Genomic DNA, 21,464 nt, shown 5'->3' on the forward strand with positions numbered 1-21,464 from the left:
AGGTTTTGGAGCGGTGCATAGGAACAGGATGAGCGCGATGCCATGACTGGTCTGTTCGCTACCGAACAGACCTCCTTTGCGCCTCCCCTCAAACTGAGTGCTGACCGGCCAGATCTCGGTACTCCAGGACACCATGGACAATCCTTGGCTTCGCGCGCTCGCCTTCGTTAAACGCCTGCCTAGCCATGCGCGCCCCTGGCGTTCGCCCCGCCATTCGTTCACCTACGAGAGCCTGCTCCGGTCGGAGCTGTATAGCGCCAAGCAGATGGCGGAACACGGCACCTGGCTTGCTAGCCAACATCGTTTGAGCCAACTGCCCGCAGACGATTCGCTGCTCGACCGTCTGGCTGACAACGAGCGGATGCTCTCCACCTGTTGTACCTCCCTTGCTGGCGCTCTGCCCAGCTCGCGCCCAGCGCTGCCAGCGGCGCAATGGTTGCTCGACAACTTCTACCTAGTCGAGACCCATATCCGCATCGCCAAACGTCATCTGCCGACAGACTACAGCCTGCAACTGCCGCGGCTCGACAACGGCCCCTCGGCCGGCCTGCCACGGGTCTACAACATCGCGCTTGAAACCATCTCCCACGGCGATGGCCGGGTCGACGCTGAGAGTCTCAGCCTTTTTGTCGAGGCCTATCAGCAGGTCGGGACACTGACCCTTGGAGAACTCTGGGCAATCCCGATTATGTTACGGCTGGCGCTGATCGAAAATTTGCGCCGGGTGGCAGCAAGGGTCATGGCCAACTGGGCTGACCGCGGTCTGGCCAATGCCTGGGCCGACCAGATCGGGGAAACCGCCGAGCGCGACGCCAAGAGCGTAGTGCTGGTGGTGGCGGACATGGCCCGCTCGGAACCACCGATGACCCCCGCCTTTGTTGCCGAACTGGCAAGGCGTCTTCAAGGCCACAGCACTACACTGACCCAACCGCTTGCCTGGGTCGAACAGATGCTCAGCGAGTCAGCGCTCAGCATCGAACGCAATGTGCAACTCGATGCCCAGCAGCAGGCTATCGACCAAGTGTCCATCAGCAACAGCATCGGAAGCTTGCGCCTGTTGTCGACCATCGATTGGAAGCTGTTCGTCGAAAACCTGAGTCATGTCGAACAGATCCTGCGTCAGGACCCGGCCTCGGTATACCCAGCGATGGACTTTGCCAGTCGTGATCACTATCGGCATGTGGTCGAACAGGTGGCACGCCATAGCGCATTCAATGAGAAAGAAGTGGCGCAGGCGGCTATTGAGCTCGCTCAGGCCGCAGCCCCCCGGCCGGGAGACCAGACCGAGCATGTTGGTTTCTACCTGGCAGGGGGCGGCCTGCCATCGCTGGAGCGACGGCTCGCGGCCCGTATTCCACTTGCCGAGCGGTGGCAACGCCTGTTGCACCGAGCGCCGCTGGTATTCTACCTGGTGCCTGTGATTCTGCTGTCGTGCCTGTTGGCCTGGGGCTTCATACGTTCCATTGACGTTGAGGGCTGGCCCACATGGGTACTCACGGTCATGGCCCTACCGATAGTGCTGACGACCAGCCGCCTGGCCATTGGCCTTGTGAACTGGCTGGTGACCCTGACCGTGAAACCTTCCTTCCTGTCACGGCTGGACTACTCGTCCGGGATTCCTGCTGACGCCAAGACATTGGTCGTGGTGCCCACCATGCTAGCCACTGCAAGCGATGCAGAAGAACTGGTCGAGGGGCTGGAGGTGCGCTTTCTGGCAAACCGTGATGAGCACCTGCATTTCGCGCTGTTGAGCGATTTCATGGATGCCCCTGAACAGACATGCCCTGAAGACATGGCCCTCCTCGACCTGGCCAGCGAAGGTATCCGGGCGCTGAACCACAAGTACCCAAGCCCAGGCTGCGAACGCTTCTTTCTGTTGCATCGGCCACGCGCGTGGAACGGAACCGAACAGTGCTGGATGGGGCGTGAGCGCAAGCGCGGCAAACTTGCCGAACTCAATGCCCTCCTGCGTGGCCACGGGGACGGGTGCTTCATGCGCATCGTCGGCGATCTGCAAAAGCTCAAGCGCGTGCGCTATGTCATCACCTTGGACACTGACACCCAGTTGCCGCGCGGTGTAGCCCAGAAGCTCGTCGGGGCCATGCAGCATCCATTGAACCGCGCACGCTTCGACGCACAGACCGGTCGCGTGCGCTCTGGGTACGCGATCCTGCAACCGCGGGTAGGTATCAGCCTACCCAGTGTGTCGCGCTCGACCTACGCTCGGCTGTTCGGCAGCGAGGCCGGTGTCGATCCCTATACCCAGGCCGTTTCTGACGTCTACCAAGACCTGTTCTTGAGCGGTTCCTTCATCGGCAAAGGCATCTACGCGGTGGATGCCTTCGAACAGGCACTGGATGGCCGCTTTGCCGACAATCGCGTGCTCAGCCATGACCTGATCGAAGGCTGCTATGCCCACTCCGGCCTGCTCAGCGACGTGCAGTTATTCGAAGCATATCCGGCGCGCTACAGCGTCGATATCAAGCGCCGCCACCGCTGGATACGGGGGGACTGGCAACTGCTGCCGTGGCTTGTACCGTGGCTGCGCACAGGCACCCACGGTCTCGCGCAAAGTCCGCTAAACGCACTGTCGCGCTGGAAAATCCTCGACAATCTGCGCCGCAGCCTGGAGCCGGCAGCCCTGTTAACGGTGCTGCTGTGGGGCTGGCTGGCCAGCGCCTCGGCATTGCCCTGGACGCTTGCACTGCTGGGGTTGCTGCTGACTCGCCCACTGTTGGATTCATTGCTCGAGCTGTTGCGCAAAACTACCGATGTACCATTTTCCGAACACTTGCTTGCGGCCCTGCGCACCTCGGGCACCTTCTTCGTTCGTGCCGGTCTGTCACTGGCCTGGTTACCGTTCGAGACCAACTACAGCCTGGATGCCATCCTGCGCACCCTTTGGCGGTTGGTCGTCAGCAAACATCGACTGCTTCAATGGAACCCCTCGCGGGAGGAGGAGCGCACAAGCGCCGATACGCTCCAGGCGGTTTATCGCGAGCAATGGATGCAACCAGCCCTGGTACTGGTGCTGGCCAGCGTGTTGTCGATGCAGCCTAGGGTGCTGCTGCTTGCATCACCCATCCTCGCCCTCTGGCTGCTCGGGCCGGCACTTGCCTGGTGGCTCAGCCGTCCGCGTGGTCAGGTCGCGTTCACACCGTTGGCTGAGGATCTGCGCTTTCTGCATCGGCTGGCCCGCAGCAACTGGGCGTTCTTCGACCGTCATGTCGGCCCTGACGATAACTGGTTGCCGCCCGATAACCTCCAGGAGCCGCCCTTCGCCAGCATCGCTCACCGCACGTCGCCGACCAACATGGGCATGGCCCTGCTCTCACACCTGGCGGCCCATGACTTCGGTTATCTGGGTGCCGGCCGCCTGTTCGAACGCCTGGCGCAGATACTCGACAGCATGAGCCGCCTGGAGCGCTACAGGGGGCATTTCTACAACTGGTACGACACCCAGACCCTCAAACCACTGTCACCACAGTATGTTTCGGCGGTGGACAGCGGCAACCTGGCCGCTCTGCTCCTGACGCTGAGACCCGGGCTTCTGGAAATGGCAGATACCCCCATGCTGGACCAGCGCCTGACCCTGGGGCTGCTCGACACCTTCGACACCCTGCTCGACGCCTTCAGCCGCTCAGGCCGTGACGCAAGGGAGATAGAAGCTTTGCGTGAACAGGTGCAGCAAGCCCATGAGCGATCAGGCAACCTGCCAGTCACCCAGATGTCGCTGCTGGCCGAGCAACTGCTAGGTTTGATTTCCCCATCACCTGGGGCCGAGGAAACCGATGACTGTGTGTTCTGGTTGCAGGCCCTACATACGCAGTGCCTCGACCTGTGCACGGAGTTGCAGGGTTTCCAATTACCCCCTGGCAACGACCTAGCGCCCCAGACACCGTTGAGTTGGCGACAATTGGCAGAGCTCGAACCGGGCCAATGGCCGCTCTCCGAACGGCTGGCAGTGACCAACGTTCGAGCGCTGGCCAGCCAGCGCATCGCTCAAGCGCAAGCCTTGGCAAGGCGCATTACAACCTTGGCCACCATGGACTTCACCTTTCTCTACGACACCCACCGGGATCTTTTCGCCATCGGCTACAACGCCGATGAGCATCGACTGGATTCAGCATTCTACGACCTGCTGGCGTCGGAGATGCGCCTGACCAATTTCGTGATCATCGCCCAGGGGCAGGTACCCCAGGACAGTTGGTTCGCCCTTGGCCGACTACTCACCAGCAATTCTGGCGTACCGGTTCTGCTGTCCTGGTCCGGTTCGATGTTCGAGTATCTGATGCCTCTGCTGGTGATGCCCAGCTATGAGGGGACCTTGCTCGACCAAACCTGCCAGGCCGCCGTCGACCGGCAAATCAAACATGGCAACCTGTTGGGCATTCCTTGGGGGGTTTCAGAGTCGGCCTACAATGCGCTGGATGCTCATTTCAACTACCAATACCGTGCATTCGGTGTTCCCGGCCTTGGCCTGAAGCGCGGTCTGGGCGAAGAGCACGTGGTTGCCCCTTACGCCAGCGCGCTCGCCTTGATGGTGGCGCCCACTGCCGCCTGCCATAACCTGCAGCGCCTTGGCAGGCTCGGACTTGCCGGACGTTTCGGACTGTACGAGGCGGTTGACTACAGCGAGACACGGCTACCACCCGGGCAGGACTCTGTGGTGATCCGTTCGTTCATGGCCCATCACCAAGGCATGAGCTTTCTCGCCCTGACCTCCCTACTACTTGGCAAGCCCATGCAACGGCGCTTCGCCTCGGACCCACAGTTCCAGGCCAGCATGCTGCTGTTGCAAGAGCGAGTCCCGAAAACGGCAGCCCCGTACCTTCATTCACTTCAGGCATCGGCCGTGGAGGCCGCAGAGTGCGCCGCCGAAACACGACTGCGCCTATTCAGCGAACCGAACCGGCAACACCCCGCCGTCCAACTGCTCTCCAATGGCCACTACCACGTAATGGTCAATCACGTGGGTAGTGGCTACAGTCGGCGTAACGACCTGGCGGTCACCCGTTGGCGCGAGGACGCCAGCCACGACGACTTAGGAAACTTCTGCTATCTGCGCGACGTCGCCAGCGGCGCGTACTGGTCCAACACCTACCAGCCGACCCACCACCGAACCAGAAACCAGGAGGCAATTTTCAGCGACGGCCGGGCGGAATTCCGCATTCGCGAACGAAACTTCGACTGCCATACTGAAATTGCCGTCTCCCCCGAAGACGACATCGAATTACGTCGCCTGCACCTGACCAACCATGGCGACGAGCGCCGCATCCTGGAACTGACCAGTTATGCCGAAGTGGTGCTGGCGCCGGCACTGAGCGATGCGTTGCACCCGGCCTTCAGCAAGTTGTTCATCCAGACCGAACTGATTCAGCCGTTGCAGGCCATCCTCTGCACCCGGCGGCCCCGCTCGCTGCAGGACGCCGTGCCGTGGATGTGTCATGTTCTGGCCGTGCATGGCGCCGATATCGATGCCGTGTCCTATGAGACAGATCGGGCCCGCTTCATAGGCCGCGGCCGTACCCTCGTGGCACCGGCAGCACTGGACTATGACACTGAGACGTTATCCGGCAGTGCGGGGGCGGTGCTCGATCCGATCGTGGCGATCCGCTGCCGCATAACCCTGACGCCAGGCCAGACAGTAACAGTCGACCTGGTCACTGGCGTCGCCGACAGCCGCGACGCCTGCCTTCAGCAAGTCGCCAAGTACCGCGACCGCCACCTAGCCGACCGGGTCTTCGACCTCGCCTGGCCGCATAGCCAGGTCCTGTTGCGCCAACTCAATGGTTCGGTGGCCGATGCGCGACTGTTCGAGCAAATGGCCGCATCGGTGATCTACCCCAATGCCGGCCTACGAGCTAGCGGGGCCCTGCTGGCCAGCAACGGGCGCAACCAGTCCGGCCTGTGGAGCCAGGGACTGTCGGGGGATCTACCAATCGTGCTGGTACAGATTGGCGACCTCGCCAACCTTCAATTGGTCAAGCAGATGGTGCTTGCCCATGCCTACTGGCGTCAGAAGGGCCTGACACTCGACCTGGTGATCTGGAACGAAGACCAGGCCGGCTACCGTCAGCAGTTGCAGGAGCTGATCATGGGTATTGTCGCCTCCGGCAGCGAGGCAGCCCTGCTCGATCGCCCCGGTGGGATATTCGTACGCCCTGCACAACAGTTGTCCGAAGAGGACAGGATCCTGACGCTTTCGGTAGCCCGGCTGGTGCTCAACGACAGCCATGGCACGCTGGCCGAGCAACTGCATCGGCGCCGTCAGCCTCCTGTACCACCCGCCTTCCAGCCGAACCCGGCCTACACCCGACTCGAGCCCGCCAACCACCTGCCAACGGGCGAGCTCGCGCTGATGCTTGCCAACCCCTACGGGGGGTTCAGTGCCGATGGTCGCGAGTACGTCATCCCTCTGATCCCCGACAAGCCGCCACCAGCACCGTGGGTCAATATCCTGGCCAACCCACGGTTCGGCAGCGTGGTCTCGGAGGCTGGCAGCGCCTACACCTGGTACGAGAACGCACACGAGTATCGGTTGACGCCCTGGCACAATGACCCCGTCACCGACCCCAGCGGCGAAACCTTGTACCTGCGTGACGAGGACAGCGGGCACTACTGGTCGCCGACTCCGCAGCCCTGTCCTGGCCCTGGCCGTTATTGCACCCGGCATGGCTTTGGCTACAGCGTGTTCGAGTATACCGAGGATGACCTGCGCAGTGAGCTTTGGGTGCATGTAGCGCTGGATGCCCCGGTCAAGTTCAGCCGACTCAAATTGCACAACCACTCTAGGCGAGTACGACGGTTATCTGTGACCTGCTTCGCCGAGTGGGTTCTTGGCGACCTGCGCAGCAAGTCTGCTATGCATGTGGTCAGCGAGACCGACCCGGTCAGCGGTGCCTTGTTCGCCCGTAATACCTATGCCGTAGAGTTTTGCGGACATGTGGCGTTTCTCGACTGCGACCTGCCTTTTGATAGCATCACCTGCGATCGCAGCGAGTTCCTCGGTCGCAACGGCGATTCTCAAGCGCCGGCCGGCATGCGCCAGGCGCGGTTGTCGGGGCGCACGGGCGGAGGGTTGGATCCCTGCGCGGCGCTGCGGGTCAGCGTGCTGCTGGAGGCCGGCGAAAGCCGTGAAGTGGTGTTCCGCCTGGGGGCCGAGCAGGATGCCAAGACCGCTACCCGGTGTGTGCAGCAATACCGCGGCCTACGGGCAGCCATGGAAGCGTTCGACAAGGTTCAGATCTACTGGCGCCAGACCCTGGGCGCCCTGCGGATCGAAACCCCCGAACCCTCGTTGGATGTCTTGGCCAACGGCTGGTTGATGTACCAGGTAATTGCCTGCCGTTTCTGGGCGCGCAGCGGCTTCTACCAGTCCGGTGGTGCCATCGGTTTTCGCGACCAGTTACAGGACAGTATGGCAATGCTGCACGCTGCCCCGGCGGCGGCGCGCCAGCACCTCCTTGCGTGTGCCGCGCATCAGTATGTCGAAGGCGATGTCCAACACTGGTGGCACCCACCCATGCAGCGCGGTGTCCGTACCCGCTGCTCGGACGACCTGCTCTGGCTGCCGCTGGCGACCAGCCGCTACGTGGAGATCACGGGAGACCAAGCAGTACTGGACGAGCCGGTCGGCTACCTGGAAGGGCGTGAACTCAATGTCGGCGAAGAATCCTATTACGACCTGCCAGCCCACTCGCACCTGGTCGAGAGCCTGTACCAGCATTGCCAGCGTGCCCTCGGGCACGCCCTACAGTGTGGAGTCCATGGCCTGCCGTTGATAGGCAGCGGCGACTGGAATGACGGTATGAACCGCATCGGCGAACAAGGTCGGGGCGAAAGTGTATGGTTGGGCTTCTTCGGCCATGAGGTGTTGCGGGCGTTCGGCGACCTCGCTCTACGCCATGGTGACACTGGCTTCGCAGTGCACTGCACCAGGCAAGCCGCCGTCCTTGCCGAAAACCTTGAGCAGCACGCTTGGGATGGCGGTTGGTACCGCCGCGCATGGTTCGACGATGGCCAGGCACTGGGATCGGCAAGCAATCAGGAGTGCCGCATAGACTCGCTCGCACAAAGTTGGGCGGTGCTGTCCGGGGTCGCGTCGGCCGAGCGCGCACGCGCCGCCATGGGGGCGCTGGATCACCACCTGGTAAGACGCGATATCGGTATCGTGAAACTGCTCGATCCTCCCTTCGACCAGGGCGATCTGGACCCTGGCTACATCAAGGGCTACCTGCCTGGCGTGCGTGAGAATGGCGGACAATACACCCATGCGGCGATCTGGGCGAGCATGGCATATGCCCACCTAGGAGACGCAGACAGGGCCTGGGAGCTATTGCGCTTGATTAACCCAATACGCCAGGGTTGTAGCGCACTGATCGATACCTACAAAGTAGAACCCTATGTCATGGCCGCCGACGTCTACGCCATAGCCCCCCACGCAGGGCGGGGAGGCTGGAGCTGGTACACGGGCTCCGCGGGCTGGATGTATCGCCTAATAACCGAAAGCCTGCTGGGCCTGCAACGTAGCGGTGACACCCTGCGGCTACGCCCGCTGTTACCGGCAGGCTGGCCAGGTTGTGTACTGCACTACCGTTTTGGAAATACCTACTACCGCATTGAAGTGCGCAACAGCGCCAGCGCCGAACGGACCCTCAGCCTGGATGGCCAGTTGCTTGCCCATGCCACACTGCAACTGAAGGATGATGGAAAGGCGCATCAGGTAATCGCCCAGTGCCAACGCTGCCTCTTGCCTATGAACTGAACCGTTCGACAGCGCACGGACCTGGGTGGGAAACTGCAGTCCTGCTGGGCTAATCTTGTTTTGACAAAACCTGCCCTCGATGGTCCCGAGCATGCAACCCTCGTCCACCCCTCAACAGAATCATCTGCTGGCTGCATTATCAGCACAGACGTTCAGCCGGCTGGAGCCTCACTTGGAACGGGTGAGCTTGCCACTGGGCAAGGCACTCTACGAATCTGGCGACGCACTGCGCCATGTCTACTTTCCTACCGACTCGATTGTCTCTTTACTTTATGTCATGGAGAACGGCTCCTCGGCCGAAATCTCGGTAGTGGGCAATGAAGGCCTGGTCGGGATTGCGGTGTTCATGGGCGGTGAAAGCACGCCCAGCCGAGCGATCGTGCAAAGCGCAGGGTATGCCTATCGCCTGCCGGGGCAGCGACTCAAGGACGAGTTCAATCGCCATGGCGAACTTATGATGCTTATGCTGCGCTACACCCAGGCACTGATTACCCAGATGGCTCAAACAGCGGTGTGCAACCGCCATCATTCCATCGACCAGCAACTGTGCCGCTGGCTGCTGCTGTCGCTAGATCGCCTGCCAGGAGACCGCCTGTGCATGACCCAGGAACTCATCGCCAACATGCTAGGTGTCCGCCGTGAAGGGGTGACCGATGCTGCGGGCAAATTGCAGCGTCTAGGTGTGATCGAGTACAGCCGGGGAAACATCAGGGTGCTGGACAGAGCACACCTGGAGCGGCTCAGTTGCGAATGCTATGCCGTGGTGAAGAAAGAAACTGAACGGCTGCTGCCCTACCTGTCGCCCGAGCCCCCTGCCATTTGACTGTACAAAAGTCACATCGCGCTTGAGAGCATCAGTAGCCGAAGCCTGTCGTTAGATCAGCTGATTGATCAGTATCGCGTTGCTATAGATGAGGCTACTGTCGTTGGCCGGGTGGCCGACGAGGTGGAACTGGCCGCGCAGGGTCGAATCCAGGTAGACGCGCATTCGGCAGTCGGACAACGGGCCATAGCCTGGTGGTAGACGCAGTTCCAGCGTGGACAGATTGACGTCTACCATAACGTCCGGTTCATGGGTTCTTTGCAGGCGCTCCTGCGCCTGCTCCAGCAACAGGTGGTCGTTGCCATTGAGGCAGAAGTGGACATCTTCCAGTGCGATGGATTTTAGTTCCTTGCTGGTCTTGCACCAGCCTTCAATAGTAAAGGTGCTGATATTGGATCCGTGGAACGTTCAGCGGGTCGTTTGCCCGCTGCAAGTGTTAGGTCGTTGGCAAACAAGTGGCTACGACTCCACATTCTCGCCTCCAGGCGCAGCTCGACTATGAGTGTTGTGATCGCGACTTCGCTCTGCCATTGTTTAGGTCCGATGGCGGTGACGAAGGTTTCGACGGCCTCCGTGCCCGGGTTTCGGAAAAGCAGGCTCAACGACCCGTCCCAGCTCTTGGAAGGGGTACAGGTGAGCGGCGCGAACGCGTACATCAGCTGTTGTTTCGCATCTTGGAATGTCAGCATTACCATTGACTCCTTACGTAAGGCCGGACGTGGGAAGCGACCGCTTGGCCTCTCCGGAGGGACGCGTTTCGCCTTCTTGCTCCCCTCGTCATGAGGTGCAGTGGCAAATCAATATTTGCAGCATCGGCATCGTTGGTCGGTACGCTATCGAAAATCTACCTACCGGTTGTCTACAGGAACTCACCCGTCGTCCTGGTACCGCAGCTGTCTGGCTGCTGTAGCACTTTCCGACCGGTACGGTGCCCCGGCAAGGCCGTTCTCACAGGTACAATGCAGCCCTTGAGCATGCCGCCGTACCTGTGTGCGGTTTCGTACTTATGCATATGCTTCATCCTGCAGCCGGCGGTGGGCCCGCGTCTGTGCGCCCACGCACCGACGCGGCGGCGCGTATTCCTCTGGCACAGCGACATGAATGGGCTGCTGAACGTTATTCCTTCCGTGACAACAGCGAGGCCGCCGTCGGCAAACCCTGTCCGCGGGAAAAATTGCGCCGTAGGTGCGCTGGCGTACGGAAGAATGGCCGCACTCACCACATCATGATCGAAACGCCGCGATGTGCATCGGCGCGAACACTCGGACAAGGCCTGCAAGCGCAGGTCACTCATGACCGAGTCCCCAACTACCTGTGGAGTCCGACGATGATCATCTCACGAGCTTTTGTTGCTCTGCTCATGCTTGCCTTCTTCTCGCTCGTCTCGGCGGGGTTCATGAACGACGCGCGGGGGGCCACTGCCGAGGATCTGGACAAGGACTCCCGCCAGGCCCTGCAGATCCTCTACAAGGCCACTCCGTTCGCCAAGACCCTTTCCCACAGTGCTAAGGCCGTGCTGGTGTTTCCCAAAGTGATTAAGGCAGGCCTGGTGTTCGGCGGCAGCTATGGGGAAGGCGAGCTACTGAGGGGATAGAAGGTCGACGGCTACTACAACACCGTGACCGGCTCCTGGGGGTTGCAGGCTGGTGCTCAGTCTTATGGCTACGTGGTGTTCCTGATGACAGAAAACGCCGTCCAGTATCTCAGCAACACCCAAGGCTGGGAGATCGGCGTTGGGCCGACCGTAGTGTTGGTGGACGAAGGGGTGGCGAAGAACCTATCGACCTCGACACTGAAGGATGACGCCTATGCCTTCGTCTTCGACCAGCAGGGGCTTATGGCCGGAGTCAGCATCGAGGGAACCAAGATATCCAGGATCAAGCGCTGAGCAGTGTGACACTTCGTCATGGCTTGCCATCAAGACCATGGATATCCGGGGATTTCGAACTGAGCCGACGTGAAAAGCAAGGTAAGCCAGTACAGCACAGCGCAGCCAGGCCTGGCTGCGCTGTACTCATGGACTAGATGTACGGCTGGCCACTGAAGCCTCTTGGGAGGCGCTGCAGGCCGGGCATTTTAGCAAGTCTTTCCAACCAAAAGGCACGCCAGCCAAGCTTCTCATGGGGTTTCAGCAACTTCCGGGCGGCTCTGCGCGCAGCGTTTCGCATGTCCTTACGGGCACTCTGGAATACCTCGGTGACTCTGCAGTTGCGGCACTTCACGCGGCCGGGCTGGTCAGTGCAAAGGAGGTTGGTGCCATGGCGGCCGCAGGCCAAGTGGCCGTCGACTTTGAAGTGAGTGATCATGGGCTGATTTCCTGGTCGCTCGGATGTGGCACTGTTGTGCCTCACCAAGCGCGCTATAGAGTGTTTGACGACCTCCGCCCCGCAGGGATCATGGGGCGCGGGTCGGAACCTTCTCGTTACCTCAGGAGATCCAGCCTCGCATACCTGCTGGCTTGCTCCTGCCATAAAGTCATGGCTAGCCTCCCTTCTTGATTTCCTCCTTGATGTCACCAGCACATTCCTGGAACTCTCCGATCACCTTTTGCATCTTGCCCTTGTTCTCCAGCGACCTGTTTCCGAGCAACTTCCCAGTGCTTTCCTTGATTTGGCCGGAAACCTGTTTGACTTTGCCTTTCACTTGATCTTCGTTCATGGGGCACGCTCCAACGGTAGCGCGAAGGGCCGCTGGATGGTGGAACCGGTACACACCGTACTCGTAGCGGTCGGAGTAAGTACTTTGTCAGCAATTGGGGCAGCCGTCAGTGCGTTAGCGCACCCTGACAGCACGATGTCGGCACTAAAATAGTCAAGGGCTGTGCCCAGATGGTGCTCATCTTATCCAGCGTCGGCACGCGAGGGCCCCAAAGCCTCGCCGTTCCTCTCTGCAACAGCTTCAATTTTTTAGCAATAGCGAAATGGCATTTTGGGTGTTGCGACAGTTTTGCATTTTCTTAACACGAGGTTGCAGGCCAAATGCAAGCCTTGTTGCCAGGCACCAAGGGAGCCCAGCAATCCAGGCCCTGGTCGAACAGCGCATCGATGAGGTTGCAGGTGAACATCGCCGGCACAACTTAGCGGACGGCGATATCGCCGTATTGGGGGTGGCCATAAGCCTAAAGGGGGCCGCATTTGGCCCATCGCTGCCATCCACGAACGGCTGCGTCACGCCCTAAGGAAGTCAGTCAACCCAAATCGAGGGTCTTGAGAAGCGGTGAGCCGCGCTTCCTCAGCGCATTCAAATAGATGCTTTCATCGTAAGGCGTCCTCGTTTGCCAGCAACTGTACAAAATCCGAATCCACTTGAACGCAAGTGCGCGTACAGCGGCCTGGTAACTGCTTCCTTTGGCGCGCTGCTACCAGTAATAGGCCCCAGCCCAGAAAGACTTGTTGATGGTCTGACCTGCCCACTCAACGAAGGTTTGACGAAGAAACGTTGGACACTGCCATCGCCAGTGCACCCAGCTTTTCTTTCCACTGCGCTCAGTGACCAGTCTCCTCCCCCTCGATTCAGCCGCGCTATAGCCGCTAGGACGGCAAATTTGAAATCTTTATGAAGCTGCCCTTTGCGCGGAACGTAGGATTTCACCGTGACATTGGCGTATGTCCTGCCCCTGTTTACCCCGGTCAGCAGATCATTACCAAACTGGACAATATCGGTTCCCACACTCCGGTGATTTTCCGCTCCAAAGGTATAGAAAGCGGGTCGGAAGATGTCTTCAAACTCCTGTATTCTTAGTGCACTGGCGCCGCGGAACTCGTAGATCCGCTGCTCCGGGTCAGCCAGAGCCAGCACCTGACTGTGCCGAGTCAACGCGCGGATGAACCGCCACTCGTCCTCGTTAGTGTCCTGAAACTCATCAAGGATAATCAGCGGATACTGGCTGCCCCTGTGGATCGACATACTCCCCCGCATAGAAATCGTGCTCATCTATCACCGGCCGACGGGAGAGCCGCTCGGGACCCATTACGAGATCGATCGCCTCAAGCAGTGTCGACTTCCCTATGTTGTTGTCGCCCACAATAACGGCAAGGCGGGGCAACAAAACATCAGCACGCTTGATACAGCGAAAATTCTCAATCTGCAGCCGCGCAACCCGCATATCCATCCGCTCCTGATACTGTCTAGGCCCTCAGGCCAATAGCCACTACACATTAGTCGATGAACTGGAATAGCGCTTGCTGGAGGTGATTTCTGTCCTGATCTTGCTGGGCCCCACGGGATGGTATTCCCGAGCTGAGCTGGTTACTTAGAAGCCTTCAGCTAGAAATAGAATCTCGTTTGAGTGCCATCCGGGCTATCCGCGTCCACCGACCGCCACCATAAAGCCCTTCAACGCACCAAGTCGCCAAACGGAGCCGCAGGATCAATGTAACGAGAGGCCGATTGCACATCGCGCCACCCGACATAGGCCATCAAAGCCTCGCTGCTCCACTGATTGCGGCTGGCCCAGGTGGCGAAGCCACGACGAAGCGAGTGTGCCGAATAGCCCTCCGCCTCGATCCCGCTGCGCAACAGCGCCCGGCGCAACAGACGCGACACACTGTTGGGATTAAGCGGCTGCTCGCTGAGATGTCCCCAGCGATCGATGCCGCAGAACAGTGGACCCTGCTTGATCCCGCTGATCTCAAGCCACTGCTCCGTGGCTTGCACCGGACACAGGCGCTTTAGCGCTGGCATGGTCAGGTTGCGCCCGCGGTTGTCCCGGTCGGTCTTGCTGCTGGGTAGGAACAGCTGCATGCCCTCTCCCGTTTCGATCCGCACGTGCTCGGCCTGCAGCCGGCACAGCTCGTCGCCACGAAAGGCGCGCCAGAAACCGAGCAGGATCAGCGCCTGGTCGCGGGCGGCACGCAGTCGCAGTGCGGGTAGTGCACTGTGCACGTCGGCGCTCAAGCCCTCGATGCTGGCCTCCAGCACCTTGAGCTGCAACGCCGGCGCCTGTTTCACCGGCTGCGGGTGCAGCGCCTGGATGCCGCGCAGGGTGTCGCGCACTTGGGCCGTCTTGGTCGGATCGACAAACCCGCGCTGCTGATGCCAGTGGGCGAGTGCCGCCAGGTGCGTGCGCAGCGTGCTGGCCGACAGCTGGGGGCCGAAGGCCGCCAGGTAGCGCACCACGCTGACGCTCGACGCCGGCAGCAGCCCGCCCCACTCCCCTTCGAAGTGCTCGATGGCCTGGGCATAGCGGCGCGTGGTGCTGGCCCGGCGTGCCGCCTGCTGATACCGCTCCGCGTCGCTCACCTGACCTCCTGCGTACCGCGTTCAGCCGCACAATCCGGCCAAAACGCCTATCGTGTTCGAGAATTCAGCATTCTCGAACGTCAGCTCGTCGGTCCGAAACTCCCAGTCATATGCCAATCGTACCTGTACGCGCATACTGCTTGTACGGTACGAAATTGTCGGAGTCTGCTCATGGCACGCGCAGGCATTAACAAGGCTCTGGTGCAACGGGCACGCGATACCTTACTCGCCCGCGGCGAACACCCAAGCATTGAGGCGGTGCGGGTAGAACTCGGCAATACGGGATCTAAAAGCACCATCCTGCGCTACCTGCAGGAGCTGCAGGCATCCGAACCGCACCCACCGAGCATTCGCCTTGATGACGAGCTGCAGACCTTTATCGGCAGTCTAGCCCAGCGCCTCGCTGCCGATGCCCAGGCGGCCGTCGCCGAGGACCGTGCTCGGCTACAGCGACAGCAAGCGGCCTACGAGCAACAACGCGCGATTGATCAAGCCCGGATGGAACAATTGCAGACAGTCCATCAGGAGTTGGGAGTCGAACGTCAGGCCGCTCAGCGACGTGAGCAGGAACTCAACGAACGCTTGCAAACCGTCGACGGTGAATGTGCGCGCTTAAAGGCGGGCGCACAGCATGCCCAGCGACTCTTGGAAGAACGCACTCAGCAGATCCGTTCCTTAGAAGAAAAGCATAAGCAAGCGCACGAAGCGCTGAGCCACTATCGACAGCAACACCTCCTACAACGTGAACAGGAGATGCAGCGCCATGAGCGGCAGACCCAGCTCTTGCACCAGGAGGCACGCCACTCCCGCGAACTTCTCATGCGCAAGCAGGAAGAAGTGGCTCAGATCTACCTTGAACTTGAGCGCATCAACGCCGAGCAACAGATGCGCGTGCAGGACTTGCGCCGCCAGGAGCACGAATTGCAGCAGGCACTCATAGACAATGCACGCTTGATGAACGCACTACAAACCGCTGAAGCAGGGCGACAGATTCTGCAGGATGAGATCCAGGCTTTGCGCGCGCGAGCGCACCGCACACTGCTTGAACGACGTGAAGACAAGCAGGCACTACGGCGAATGACGCTGCAACTCGCGCAACTACATGAGCTCCTCGCCCGGCTGACGACGGTTTGATTGGCTATACGGGTGTCGTGGTGAATCGCAATACCCACTGCCCCGTGCCAACAGCCCGCACCGCCACGTCTACCGGAAACGGCTATCGATTTGCTGGTGTTGCCGCACTTAACTCACAAGAGCAGCCTGTTCCACACCCGTTGTTCAGGTGGTGTTAATACTCTGGTCTCACACTCAGCAGTTAGCAGCTGCGTTGAAGGGCAAGCAAAGCGCTGGCACTGTCGAGCCCACTTTCGACGAAAGGAATCTGGAATTGAGGCCGCGTCCTGTCGCTCACGAAATTGCGAGAGCAACTGCCAGTCATCCGTTACTAGCCACAGCAGCAGCAGTAAGTCTGACTGTGGTCTTTCTATGCCAATAATGGCGCTGAGCCGTCGACCCAGTTGGGCGTAACGCTCGACTAGCTGGTTAAATGCATCTGCATTTTCAGGCCACCATTGAAGAGCGATGTCGCCAAATTGGCCTGTTCTGATCAACATATCAATCAACTGATAGATATCGCGGGCAATATTTTTTAAAACAGAATCCACGAGCGCTATGCACAGGTAACGCGTGAAAAATTTAGCAATCCCCAATCGATGATAACGATACTGAGGAGCGTCCCCTCTCAACAACAACACGAAAACACCCAAGCTATCCAAGTTGGGATATGCACGCACCTCACGCATATGGCGTTGCGAATAGTACCCAATCGGCGCGTTCTGGATCCTCACCGCGTGGGCGCAGGAGTTCCAAAAAGCTTTGTATTGGTGCGTCTGGATATCGGACAAGGCGTACCAAATCGGACTGGTGAGACCGTTCGACATTTCTGGCAGCTCGTTCAACAACAGCTTCAACAAATCGGAGCTAGGCAAAGCGCCCTGAAAATAGGCATCCCATTTTCGATTGAGCTGCGTGTCTTCCGTTGGTCCGTGGGTTGCTTCCCACCAACGTGCTAACGCTGGCCCGTTTGGCGCAACGTGGATTTTTGCCGCCAGTGTAAAAATGAAATGCTTGGCCCGGCAGTGCCGTACCAGCCTGTTGTACCCACAGATATCAGTCATCAATCACCAACCTAATTTGCTGGCAGACGTTCCCAGTGAAAACCGGGGTGGAACTTTCTGTACCTGCTGAGACCCTTGTGTTAGAGCCTTAATCCAAAAAATCGATGTATTGTTTTACGGGTTTGGAAAACAGTGAGAATACGCGCAATCTGTTAACACCGAAACAACGCCAGCCATAACGGCGGGCTGGCGTCGAAGGGCCCATAAGGAAAGGATGACATTAAACTGTCAGGCCTCACAATTGCAGGTGATTCTAATTGTTATTTGGATCTATATCGTCGTATCTCACATATTCCTGAACTATGGAGGCAGCCATGATCGTTATTCCTGAAGCGTTGATGAAAGAATTTACGCTATCGACGGTGAAGCGAATCGCTCATGGACGCCATGGCCGACGCGTATCATGCTTTCCCTCACGTAAAAACCACATGGGTGTCATGTGTGACTCCTTGCTTGAAAGCGATTTCTGCCTTGAGTTAGAGCGGCGAAAAGCAGTAAAACAGTACACCTCACAGCCTTTCAAACTTACAGAAAATAAGAGTCATGCCAGTTATACACCGGACTTTGAAGTATTGCTTCATAACAACCAAACTATATTATACGAAGTCAAGAGCGAAAACCGCTTCAAATATGGCCGAAGCGTAGAAAAGCTTGAATTATTCTCTTCCATTTTAAGAGAGTGCGGCTACTCTTTAGAGTTCGCGCTCGACTCAGACATCCGACATATACACAGAACAAGAAACCTTAGGATGCTCTATCATCACTCCTTTACCGTGACCGATAGTGAAGTAGAGAGCTTCAAGCTCAATTTAAGAAAGTGTAGACAGCAGGTCGCTTCCATTACCTCACTATTATCCAGCGGCTTCGAGCCAAGGCTTATTGCTTATGGTTTGTTCTATCAAGTCTTGCATGCGGACCTCAATCATCCATTGACCATCAACTCAGTCGTTAAAGTGGAGACTACTGATGATCACCTTGACTAGTGACCACGATGAGTTTTCTCCAATTATTGGCGAGCACTACAACTATTACGGGCATGCTTTTGAGGTGATGGAAATAGTGGCCGACCGCTACCAGTTGAGAAGCTTAGAGCGTAGCGGGACCATCACTTATCACCGCTACCATCGGCTACAAAAAGCCTGGCAAAAAGGACGTTTTATACGAACACAAGTAGCCCCCCTCAATGGCGAACCCAACAAGATCCTAGCAGGCCTGACCCAGGTTGAACTCAATGCATTTTCGCGACGCAAAAGTTATGTAGATCAAGTATTGGCGCAATTAAATGGCCCGCTCCCTATACGCGAGGTAAAAACCATCATTGCGAGTACCGCCAGCACAATCAATGATCCGACTCCCCCCTGCTACAATACCGTACACAACTGGATCAAGGCATACTTTCGCTCAAACCAAAATCCCATCTCACTGGTTACCCGCTCCATCAGGCGTAAGACACCGCGGTTATTGCGCCAACCTTTTGCTATTCAAGAGATTATTCAACATCATATCAATGAATATTATTTAATTAAAACCCCATTTTCTGGGACAGACATAATTGAGCAGATCCAGGCAGCTGTCGCAGAGACCAATTCTAGACGCCCTGTCAATGATTTATTACTAACTCCCTCGGCAAGCACGCTTCGAAGAATCCTAAATGAATATGACAATTATGAGCGAACCCAGAAGCAACGCGGCAGCAAAGAGGCAAGGAAGCGACATTACTGGGGGATAAAAAATCAACCCCATATAGAAATGTTAGATTGCGCAGAATGCGACTCGCATCAATTAGACATCCAATTAATAGATGTAAATGGGGGCAGGTGTGGCAGGCCATGGCTTACCTGCCTGATGAATGTTGCCTCGCGACGAGTGCTAGGGTGGAAAATTTCCACGAACAATCCGACCCTTGATTCAACACTTAGCGCACTGAGAAATTCCTTATCTTCTAACAGTTCACGCACTGGCCTGTGTAGAACTTATGTAATTGATAACGGCGCTGAGTTCGTCAAGGAAATGCTCAAAATTATACTTGCCAGCATGGGCAGCACACCCATTTTTTGTGAACCTGAAGAGCCAAATCAAAAGCCGCATATTGAGCGTTTTTTTAGAACGCTTGAAGTTCAACTCATTCACTACATGAGAGGCACGACGTTTTCCAATCCAAAAGAAAAGGGTGACTACAACTCAGAAGCAGAAGCTTGTTACACACTGGATCAACTCGAACACGCGTTTCAGGATTGGCTCGAAAATGTATACCACCAATGCTACCATCGTGAAATTGGAACGTCGCCCGATCTCTATTGGGACAACCATATAAACAACCTATTTCCTCCTCGCCAATTTTCTGACTTAACTCTTAAGCAGATGTTCCTATGTAAAGAAAGTGCATTTGCGGTTAACGGTCGTGTCGGATTCAAAAAGCTACAATGGACCTGCCCCAGCGTTCCTTTTCTCAACCTGTGGAGAGGTCAACGCAAAAAATTAACGATTTATTATGACGTAAGTGACCTCGGGAAAGCATTCGTCTGCCATCCAGACAATCCTGACGAGTTACACACCGTGCACGCTGTAAATCCAGAATACCAAGAAGGGTTATTGTTCAGCACGCACCTTCAGATTCTTGAAAAAATAAAAGAGGAGAAACGTACATTCAATCACTCTATTGCATTGAAGCATCGAGTACGAATTAATCAAAGCATTGTCAAGAAAAACAAGAACAAGGCACGAACTGGCAAGCCCCCTTCATGTCAAAGGTTACCGCCAAAAAACAACGATGTAAACTCCAAACAAGACGGGCTTTTTGAGCCGACGCATTGGGTACGTGCTGAAGATCTCCCTGATGTAATAGCAGCGTGCCCAGCCCCCTCTAAATTCAATCCTGAGGAGCAATAACAATGGATACCGAAATTAAAGATCGTCTAGAACGATATAGCCAACAAGTAGTTTTTTTCAAGAACTATCGGAGCAGCTATGCGCTGATTTTGAAAGCTATTGAAACCACTCAACTGCGCGGATCTCCTAATTGCGCTCTAATTACTGGACCTTCAGGCACCGGTAAATCCACCCTACTTAGCTTCACTCAAGCAGCCTACCCCTCAAAACACTACGTTCACCTTAAGCATGATAAGCAATTAATCATCCCAGTAGTCAAATGCACTCTCCCACCTGCTACCACGCCCAAATCTTTAGTGAAAACAATTTTGATAAGCCTGGACTGCGACGAACTTCAGGGCGACACGGTCGACTTGACCCATAGACTTAAAACACTGCTTCGCACCTGCCAAGTCCAGGCAGTACTGATTGATGAATTTCAATTTCTTATTAAGAAAGACGCCTTTAAAACGCAAGAAACGGTGATTAGCTGGCTCGTAAGGCTGCTTGACGAGACAGCGACCCCCTTCATTCTTGTTGGGCGTGACGAAGAGGACACCGAATCTTTATATTACCGCAGTTGTGAAAACCTGATTTACAGACGCGCGGACTTAGCCCGCAGATTTCCTTTTCACGCAAAACTTGATCTGCTTGCTTACAGTGATTTGCAGAATAGCGAATACCAGACTGTACTCACAGAACTGGATGCACAGATGTACGCTATAGGCGAACTTGGGCCTGGCACGCACCTCACGGATCCGGGGATAAGGGAGCGTATCTACCTCGCTTCGTTGGGAAACCTTGAAATAATTAAACTTCTCACTTTCAATGCCCTACAGCTATGCCTCAGCCAAAACCCTAAGGTCCTTTCAATAGATTTACTAGCAAGATCTTATGCACTGGTTAAGCTTATAAACAATCTTCCCGATCGGCAAAATCCCTTCAGCATGTCCCAATCCGAGTGTTCCAGGCAGGTAAACTAATCATGAAAATATTTCATTACATTCCCGCGCCATACACTGAGGAAAGCCCTTCAAGCCTCTTGCGACGGGTGGCGCTAAACAATGGATTCAGTAGCGTGAACCGTTTTTGCAAAAGAACCAATTTAACAATAGGCGTAGAACTCCTATTGCAGCAAGGTGATTTCCACTCACTTCTTCAGAGAGAATATCCGGAAATTGAATACCTACCTGCTTTTTACAGAAAGCTACCATTCAAGCCTGGTCACCCGATAGATATAGGCGGATGCGAAGTTCCCGCCGTACAATTGAACTGCCTTGCATCAGGCATTTGCACCGAATGCCTAAAAGTTGGATGGGAACCTAAGGTTAAAGATCTAAGATGCGTAGAATACTGCCCAATCCATATGCGTCGATATCTGTTTTCCTGCCCACACTGCCATATTAAATTCACACCGTTTACCCAGTTGAGCGAATCCTGTGCTTGCGGAGCAAGCCTCGAATGTGAATCGGTCACAGCTGACACAGCTAAACTTGAATTGACTTTAATGTCAGTACTAAAAAACAAAGACCAATCATTTTTGGACAATTTTTTTTTGCGCTTACAAAATTAAAGTACCGCAGCAAAA

The 21,464-nt window shown here is 56.8% G+C and carries 12 protein-coding genes and 4 pseudogenes; 7 read left to right on the forward strand and 9 right to left on the reverse strand.

The genetic code is table 11. The annotated features are described in order from the left end of the window. Window positions 1–133 precede the first annotated feature (133 nt). Both CAY82_RS07270 and CAY82_RS07275 read left to right on the forward strand, forming a co-directional pair. The gene (locus tag CAY82_RS07270; protein WP_087500606.1) at window positions 134–8,767 is read left to right on the forward strand and encodes a glucoamylase family protein; all 8,634 of its coding nucleotides are present in this window, start codon (window positions 134–136) and stop codon (window positions 8,765–8,767) included. A 91-nt stretch (window positions 8,768–8,858) separates the two neighbouring features. Beyond that, window positions 8,859–9,590: a Crp/Fnr family transcriptional regulator gene (locus CAY82_RS07275; RefSeq protein WP_087500607.1), complete on the forward strand. Its 732-nt coding sequence runs from the start codon at window positions 8,859–8,861 to the stop codon at window positions 9,588–9,590. A gap of 51 nt (window positions 9,591–9,641) precedes the next feature. Here CAY82_RS07275 and CAY82_RS07280 read toward each other — a convergent pair whose 3' ends face one another. Both CAY82_RS07280 and CAY82_RS07285 read right to left on the reverse strand, forming a co-directional pair. Beyond that, window positions 9,642–9,980: a hypothetical protein gene (locus CAY82_RS07280; protein ID WP_087500608.1), complete on the reverse strand. Its 339-nt coding sequence runs from the start codon at window positions 9,978–9,980 to the stop codon at window positions 9,642–9,644. Next, a complete protein-coding gene (locus CAY82_RS07285) occupies window positions 9,932–10,279 on the reverse strand; it encodes a hypothetical protein (protein WP_087500609.1) in 348 nt (115 codons plus the stop codon). The genes CAY82_RS07280 and CAY82_RS07285 overlap by 49 nt, the downstream gene beginning before the upstream one ends. 671 nt (window positions 10,280–10,950) lie before the next feature. On the opposite strand from CAY82_RS07285, the pseudogene CAY82_RS07290 reads away from it, so the two are divergent. Beyond that, a pseudogene (locus CAY82_RS07290) lies at window positions 10,951–11,478 on the forward strand (YSC84-related protein). A gap of 133 nt (window positions 11,479–11,611) precedes the next feature. On the opposite strand, the gene CAY82_RS27020 reads toward CAY82_RS07290, so the two are convergent. The 6 genes and pseudogenes from CAY82_RS27020 to CAY82_RS07315 form a co-directional block, all read right to left on the reverse strand. Next, complete coding sequence (locus CAY82_RS27020) at window positions 11,612–11,896, reverse strand: hypothetical protein (RefSeq protein WP_019099085.1); 285 nt, start codon at window positions 11,894–11,896, stop codon at window positions 11,612–11,614. A 175-nt stretch (window positions 11,897–12,071) separates the two neighbouring features. After that, window positions 12,072–12,248 carry a CsbD family protein gene (locus CAY82_RS07300; RefSeq protein ID WP_087500610.1) on the reverse strand — a complete coding sequence of 59 codons (177 nt, stop codon included), beginning with the start codon at window positions 12,246–12,248 and terminating at the stop codon, window positions 12,072–12,074. 529 nt (window positions 12,249–12,777) lie between these two features. Then, a pseudogene (locus tag CAY82_RS27025) lies at window positions 12,778–13,083 on the reverse strand (IS110 family transposase); the annotation flags it as partial. 281 nt (window positions 13,084–13,364) lie between these two features. After that, a pseudogene (locus CAY82_RS27030) lies at window positions 13,365–13,523 on the reverse strand (UvrD-helicase domain-containing protein); the annotation flags it as partial. Then, window positions 13,486–13,695: pseudogene (locus CAY82_RS07310) on the reverse strand (AAA family ATPase); the annotation flags it as partial. The pseudogenes CAY82_RS07310 and CAY82_RS27030, both read right to left, overlap by 38 nt. Before the next feature lie 230 nt (window positions 13,696–13,925). Beyond that, on the reverse strand, window positions 13,926–14,831 hold the full coding sequence (locus CAY82_RS07315; RefSeq protein ID WP_087500612.1) for a site-specific integrase: 906 nt from the start codon (window positions 14,829–14,831) through the stop codon (window positions 13,926–13,928). Window positions 14,832–15,002: 171 nt separating this feature from the next. Between CAY82_RS07315 and CAY82_RS07320 the strand changes: the two genes are divergently transcribed. Continuing rightward, a complete protein-coding gene (locus CAY82_RS07320) occupies window positions 15,003–15,965 on the forward strand; it encodes a DNA-binding protein (protein WP_087500613.1) in 963 nt (320 codons plus the stop codon). 113 nt (window positions 15,966–16,078) lie between these two features. Here the strand turns inward: CAY82_RS07320 and CAY82_RS07325 are convergent, their stop codons facing one another. After that, window positions 16,079–17,008 carry a hypothetical protein gene (locus CAY82_RS07325; RefSeq protein WP_140399087.1) on the reverse strand — a complete coding sequence of 310 codons (930 nt, stop codon included), beginning with the start codon at window positions 17,006–17,008 and terminating at the stop codon, window positions 16,079–16,081. A gap of 314 nt (window positions 17,009–17,322) precedes the next feature. On the opposite strand from CAY82_RS07325, the gene CAY82_RS25880 reads away from it, so the two are divergent. The 3 genes from CAY82_RS25880 to CAY82_RS07335 are packed head-to-tail and all read left to right on the forward strand — an operon-like array spanning window position 17,323 to window position 20,859. After that, the gene (locus CAY82_RS25880) at window positions 17,323–17,991 is read left to right on the forward strand and encodes a hypothetical protein (RefSeq protein WP_140399088.1); all 669 of its coding nucleotides are present in this window, start codon (window positions 17,323–17,325) and stop codon (window positions 17,989–17,991) included. Next, window positions 17,975–19,897 (forward strand): DDE-type integrase/transposase/recombinase, encoded by a 1,923-nt coding sequence (locus CAY82_RS07330; protein ID WP_087500615.1) that lies wholly within the window; start codon window positions 17,975–17,977, stop codon window positions 19,895–19,897. The genes CAY82_RS25880 and CAY82_RS07330 overlap by 17 nt, the downstream gene beginning before the upstream one ends. Window positions 19,898–19,899: 2 nt before the next feature. Next, window positions 19,900–20,859 carry an ATP-binding protein gene (locus tag CAY82_RS07335; protein WP_087500616.1) on the forward strand — a complete coding sequence of 320 codons (960 nt, stop codon included), beginning with the start codon at window positions 19,900–19,902 and terminating at the stop codon, window positions 20,857–20,859. Window positions 20,860–21,464: the final 605 nt, after the last annotated feature.

This window comes from Pseudomonas sp. SID14000 (genome assembly GCF_002165135.1).
Taxonomy (GTDB): domain Bacteria; phylum Pseudomonadota; class Gammaproteobacteria; order Pseudomonadales; family Pseudomonadaceae; genus Aquipseudomonas.